This window comes from Pontimicrobium sp. MEBiC01747 (genome assembly GCF_053601635.1).
Map to the genome: position 1 here is coordinate 64,683 of NZ_JBSHNS010000259.1, position 6,054 is coordinate 70,736.

Genomic DNA, 6,054 nt, shown 5'->3' on the forward strand with positions numbered 1-6,054 from the left:
TTCAAAAAAAGCTATATCTTTAGCATTAAAACAACTTTCTTTTGTTAAATATAGTAGAATACACGGTTACAGCTATTGTTTGTATAATAACATCTATTGTTATTCAGCGTATTTATGTAAAAGAATTTCAAAAGCGTAAAGAACTAACGTCTGTTCAAGGTATTAAATGGTTTGGATTAGCCATTTTCGCATGGGGAATAGGCGCTTTAGGAAATTTAGTGTTTACTAATTTTACGGGAGTTTCTAATAAGTTTGTAATCTATTGGGGAGTATTAATCTCATTAGCAAACTCTCTATTTATAGTATTGTCTTTGCCTTCAATAGAGCACTCAAAGCCAAGAGGTTTAGGGGTGCAATTGGTAGAGCGGTTTACCACAAAAGAGTTTATAATGTTATTTTCTGGCGTGTTAGGGATGATAGCTTTTGTATTCTTAGCCACATCGTTTACCAATAATGAGTTAAGTACAAATTTTACATGGCTCATAGATATACCTATTTCTATTTTTGTAGCAATTTCCTTGTTATTTGAGTTAAATAAAGCCTTTTCTAGTAGACAAATGAAGTTTATGTATTTGCCAACATTTACATTGTTTATATTAATAATTATAGCAGTATCACATCGTATTATTCCACAAGATCAAGCAGTGGAATTTATAAATCAAGAGTTTTGGGCATTAGTAGGAAGTATAACTTCAATTTCATTTAAATTTTTATTCATTTTATTATTCTCAATTTTATTATACAGTTGGAAATTTTTATCTGAAAAAGAAGAACAGCAAAATTTAGCACAAACATTAGCATTAGAAAATTCGAAAATTAAAAAAGAATTAGAACAATACAGTATTGCAAACGAAAGCCATTTAGATACAATTAAACACTTAAAAAACGAGATTAGTATTATAGAAAATACTAATAAAATTGAATTGTCAGATAGACAAAAAGAAGTTTTAGGCAATCTAGCATATAGTGGCTTAAAAAAATCGTATTCAGAATTAGCTAGTGATATGAATATAAGTGTAGATGGCTTGCAAACCCACATTCACCAAATAAAAAAAATCCTTAACATTAGCGGTACCGGAGGAAAAGAACAATTAATAGACTTTGCAATAAAAAATGGATTTCTAGATTTTTCTACACTTAAAAAAGAGGAGTAAAGTTTTCGGAGATTTACATAAATTCCTAAATTCGAGTATATTCTACGAATGAAAATGTATAAAATTAGTAACGAGAATAAGGTTTTGTATTAAAAATTGATTCTCGATACAATCCTGATAACTATTGGCATTACTCGCATTAACATTGCCTTTCCATGCCTTATTTTTAGAACTAGTACCAAACAAGTAACTATATGGTTAACCATACTTGGTTACTAATTTCAATAGTACGTAACCTTTTGTCGTAACCCTTTTTGGTACAATTTGCCAAAAAAATCACGATATGCTTTTACTACAACAAACCCAATCTTTCGACGACAGAGTAAACGAACAATTTAGCACAGCCACAAGTTGGTTTACCGATGCCGTATTTGCTGAAATCCCAATTACCGATACGGTAGGTATTCCTTGGGTATTAGTTGTGCTTATTCTAGGTGCGAGCTATTTTACCATTTACTTTAAAGGCATCAATTTTAGAGGTTTTTTTAAAGCCATACAAGTAGTGCGTGGTAAATACGATGACTTAGAAGACGATGGTGTAGTAACAGCATCAACATCAGTATCTAATGTAGGTGGTGATAACCCAGATACTATTAGAGTAGAAGGCGAAGGTGAAGTAAGTCACTTTCAAGCCTTAACCGCGGCAGTATCTGCAACCGTAGGTTTAGGAAATATCGCAGGCGTTGCCATCGCATTATCTATTGGTGGTGCTGGTGCAACGTTCTGGATGGTATTAATTGGCTTTTTAGGCATGGCTTCAAAATTTGTAGAATGTACTTTAGGGGTAAAGTATAGAGAAGTAGACGTAGACGGAACTATTTTTGGAGGCCCAATGTATTACTTAAAAAAAGGATTACAAGAAACAGGTTTACCAAAACTAGGCAAAATTCTAGCAATTGCATTTGCAGTGATGTGCATTGGTGGATCGTTTGGAGGCGGTAATATGTTTCAGGTAAATCAAGCCTTTAAATTATTTGAACATGTTACAGGAGCAGAACAAAGTTTTATTCATGGAAAAGGTTGGATTTTTGGTTTAGTAATGGCTGTGTTAGTCGGGATTGTTATTATAGGAGGCATTAAAAAAATAGCAAATGTTACCGATAAAGTGGTGCCCTTTATGGTAGTTATATATTTATTAGCTGTATTAACTATTTTAGGGCTAAATTTTAGCGAAATACCTAACGCCTTTAAAGCTATTTGGAATGGGGCATTTAGCCCAGAAGGTGTAACAGGTGGATTTGTTGGTGTACTAATACAAGGCTTTAAAAGAGCAGCCTTTAGTAACGAAGCAGGCATAGGGAGTTCATCGATAGCGCATAGTGCCGTAAAAACTAAATATCCTGCAAGTGAAGGTTTAGTGGCTCTTTTAGAACCATTTATAGATACCGTAGTCGTGTGCACCATGACAGCCTTAGTGTTAATAATTACTGGGCAAATCGTTCCAGGAACCATTTTAAGTGATGAGCAAGGTGTGCTGTTAACTGCTTCTGCATTAGAAAGTGGTGTGTCTTGGTTTCCTTATGTACTCTCTATGGCGGTAATTTTATTTGCCTTTTCCTCTATGATATCATGGTCCTATTATGGTTATCAAGCATGGAGTTATTTATTTGGCAGAAATAAAAAGTACGAATATATCTATAAAACACTATTTTGCATGTTTACTGTTTTAGGAGCAGCCATTACTTTAGGTTCGGTAACGCTATTTAGCGACGCTATGGTGTTCTCTATGTTAGTTCCTAACATGATAGGTCTATTTTTATTAAAGGGTAAAGTAAAAGAAGAGCTTAATAGCTATTTAAAGTTGATAAGATAATGGTTTAGAAGTTCGAAGTACACTTTCAGAAAGTATTATAAAATTATTTATTCTAAACAGTTTACTTTTATCTTAATACCAATTAAAAACCCTATTAAAATGAATATTACTAAATTATTGTTAGTTGTTTTTGTTGTTACTTTTTGTAGTTGTGAAAAAGAAAACATAGAAGCAACAGACTTAAATACATTATCTACTACAAGTGCTAAATTTAAAAAAGAAGGAACCCCTTATTTAAAAACAGCCAAGATTAGTAAAAACGAAGATGAAGAGAATACGTATACATCTACCACTATAATACATGACCCTAATAACGTAGTCGCTTATGTAACTGTAGAAATTACGTCGCAAATAGAAGAAAACTTTGCAGAGCCAAGTTTACTTATTTCTGAATCAACAGAGTCTAATAGTAAAGATCAAGTATTTACATATAAAGGCGCAAGATTATTTAATTCTAGTCCTGGTTATGCTTTTTTAATTTCTAGAAGAATGATGGATACCCAAGGAAACCAAATAGGAAACACCTATACTTTTGAATTGTTAGAAGACTTAACTGAAACAGTATCTGGCGATGCTCCAGGTGTAGACATAGACTAATCTTTTTAAAATTAATTGTTCGAACAAAAAAACTAAAGAAGAAGCTTTTACTAATTTGTAAAAGCTTCTTTTATTTTTATGCCGAGTTACGGCTCGCATTAATATTACCAAACAACGATCGTGTTACCAATTTCTCGTAAATAGCAATGCGCTCAGCATCTTTGTTATCTGCTTTTTCTAATTGCTGTATTTGTTTTAAAGCAAATTGTTGTATTGTTAATAATGGCAATACAATAGATTCGCGAACATTAATAGAAGCTTTTCCTGCAGGTTCTTCCTGCATTAGCTCGGTATAACCTGTCAATTTTAAAATAAGACGTTTTGAGGTTTCGTATTCTGTATAAATAATAGACCAAAATGCGCCGTATTCTGGATCTTCACTCATATATTTTGTTAAATCGAAAAACGATTTAGACAAAGACATCATACTGTTTTCTATAAGTGTTTTAAAGAAACTAGAGGTTTTATAAAGTTGCTTAACCTTTTCAAAAGTACCTTCGTCTTCATAATGTTTCAAAGCGGTGCCAACACCAAAAAAACCTGGTACATTTTGTTTTAATTGGCTCCAAGACCCAACAAATGGGATCGCTCTTAAATCTTCGAATACTAAACCTTCGGCCTTACCACGTTTAGAAGGACGACTTCCAATATTAGTTTTAGCATAATATTTTAGAGTACTCATATGCTCTAAATAAGAAATAAATTTGGGGTGATTTTTAAAATCGGAATAGGTACTATAACTTAAAGTAGCTAAATGATTCATAACGTCTCTATTCTCAGGAGACATGAGTGCATTAGAGTCGTTTAAACGGTTAGTTATACCCGAGCTAATAAGCTGTTCTAAATTATATTGAGACGAATCTGGTGTGCCAAAGTTAGAGCTAATAGTTTGTCCTTGTATGGTTAGCTGTACTTCTTTATCTTCAATTGTTGGCCCTAAAGAGGCATAAAAATTATGCGTTTTTCCACCACCACGTGCTGGAGGTCCGCCACGCCCATCAAAGAAAATAACAGTAATATCGTATTGTCTAGATATAGTGGTTAAGCGTTCTTTGGCTTTATAAATGGCCCAATTTGCCATTAAATAACCACCATCTTTAGTTCCGTCGCTAAAACCTAGCATAATGGTTTGTTTATTACCACGCGCTTTTAAATGTGCTGCATATTCTGGGTTGGTATACAACTCTTCCATAACCAAATGCGCATTTTCAAGATCTGTAATGGTTTCAAAAAGAGGCCCAATATCTACAGTTAAGTCATTATTAAAAGCAACTAATTTTAACATGGCAAATAGTTGCATCACGTTTAATGCGGTTTGATTATTGCTTATAATATAGCGGTTTGCAGCTCGTTCACCATTAGTTTCTTGTATTGTTTTTATGGCTTTCATGGTGTGTAAAGCCTTTAATGTGTCTTCGTCTTGTATTAACGATAAATCTACAGTACCCTTTATTTTAGCTAACAATTTAACTTGTTCTTTTGGGGACAAGTCATGATAATTAGCTGGAAAAATAGTACTTCCATGCTCTGCTAATGTATTTACCATAGTATTAAATACATTATTATGAGCACGACTGTCTTGCCTAATGTCTAGATTAGAAAAATGAAAACCAAATAAATGAATTTTATTGATTAAGCTTGTTAGCTCAGAAACGTATAGCGATTGATGTTCTTTAATAACAACTTGTTTTATGGTCTGTAACTCTGTAATGAAATATTCTAATGTTAAAGATGAAGGTTTATCTAGAATTAGATTATAAAGTTCTGTTTCTAAAGCTATAATACGTTCTTCGACACCTTGAAAGGTTAACTTTCGTTTCAACCTCCGTATGTCTCTATAATAGTTTTTAATAATACTTTCGTGCAGGCGTTTGGCTACCTTTAACGTAATTTCTGGCGTTACAAATGGGTTTCCATCTCTATCTCCTCCGGGCCAAAACCCTACATTTATAATATCGTTATCTATAGTATCACCATCAAATATATTTTGTTGTATATAATCGTAAATTGTTCCGAAGGAATCGTAAAACACATGTTCTAAATACCAAATTAAACTTACGGCTTCGTCAAAAGGTGTTGGCTTTTTATGTTTAAAGAAAGGTGTTTTACCAAGCTGAGCTAGTAAATCGTTTATTTTTAATAAATCGTTTGCTTTTATAGCTGCCGTTAAATCGGTAATAATACCTAAAACAGAACCAGGGTAAAACTGTGTTGGGTGAGCGGTAAGTACAATACGTACTTTAAACGCTTCTAAGTAATTGCGAAGCGTTTCTAATTTATTGTCGGCCACAACAGTTTCTTTTAAGCTACGTAATGTCCCAATACCATCCATATTATTAATAACAGGAAAAGCAGCATCTTCTATAGCATCAAACAACACTACTTGGCGCTCTATGTATTGAATAAAACGGAATAGTAAATTAATACGACTTTCTGGCGAACGCCTTGCTTGATATTTTTCGAAAAAACTATTTACAATGGCCTCTGGAT

The 6,054-nt window shown here is 33.1% G+C and carries 4 protein-coding genes; 3 read left to right on the forward strand and 1 reads right to left on the reverse strand.

Annotated elements, in window-relative coordinates; translation table 11 throughout:
* The first annotated feature begins 41 nt into the window (after positions 1–41).
* The 3 genes from ACVC2P_RS08590 (at position 42) to ACVC2P_RS08600 (ending at position 3,564) form a co-directional block, all read left to right on the forward strand.
* Entirely contained in the window at positions 42–1,154 is a 1,113-nt protein-coding gene (locus tag ACVC2P_RS08590; protein WP_452598063.1) for a helix-turn-helix transcriptional regulator, read from the forward strand.
* A 283-nt stretch (positions 1,155–1,437) separates the two neighbouring features.
* Positions 1,438–2,967: an alanine/glycine:cation symporter family protein gene (locus ACVC2P_RS08595; RefSeq protein ID WP_452598064.1), complete on the forward strand. Its 1,530-nt coding sequence runs from the start codon at positions 1,438–1,440 to the stop codon at positions 2,965–2,967.
* A 99-nt stretch (positions 2,968–3,066) separates the two neighbouring features.
* Positions 3,067–3,564 (forward strand): hypothetical protein, encoded by a 498-nt coding sequence (locus ACVC2P_RS08600; protein WP_452598065.1) that lies wholly within the window; start codon positions 3,067–3,069, stop codon positions 3,562–3,564.
* A gap of 76 nt (positions 3,565–3,640) precedes the next feature.
* Here the strand turns inward: ACVC2P_RS08600 and ACVC2P_RS08605 are convergent.
* The coding region (locus ACVC2P_RS08605) for a phosphoenolpyruvate carboxylase (RefSeq protein ID WP_452598066.1) at positions 3,641–6,054 on the reverse strand (2,414 nt) is incomplete at its 5' end.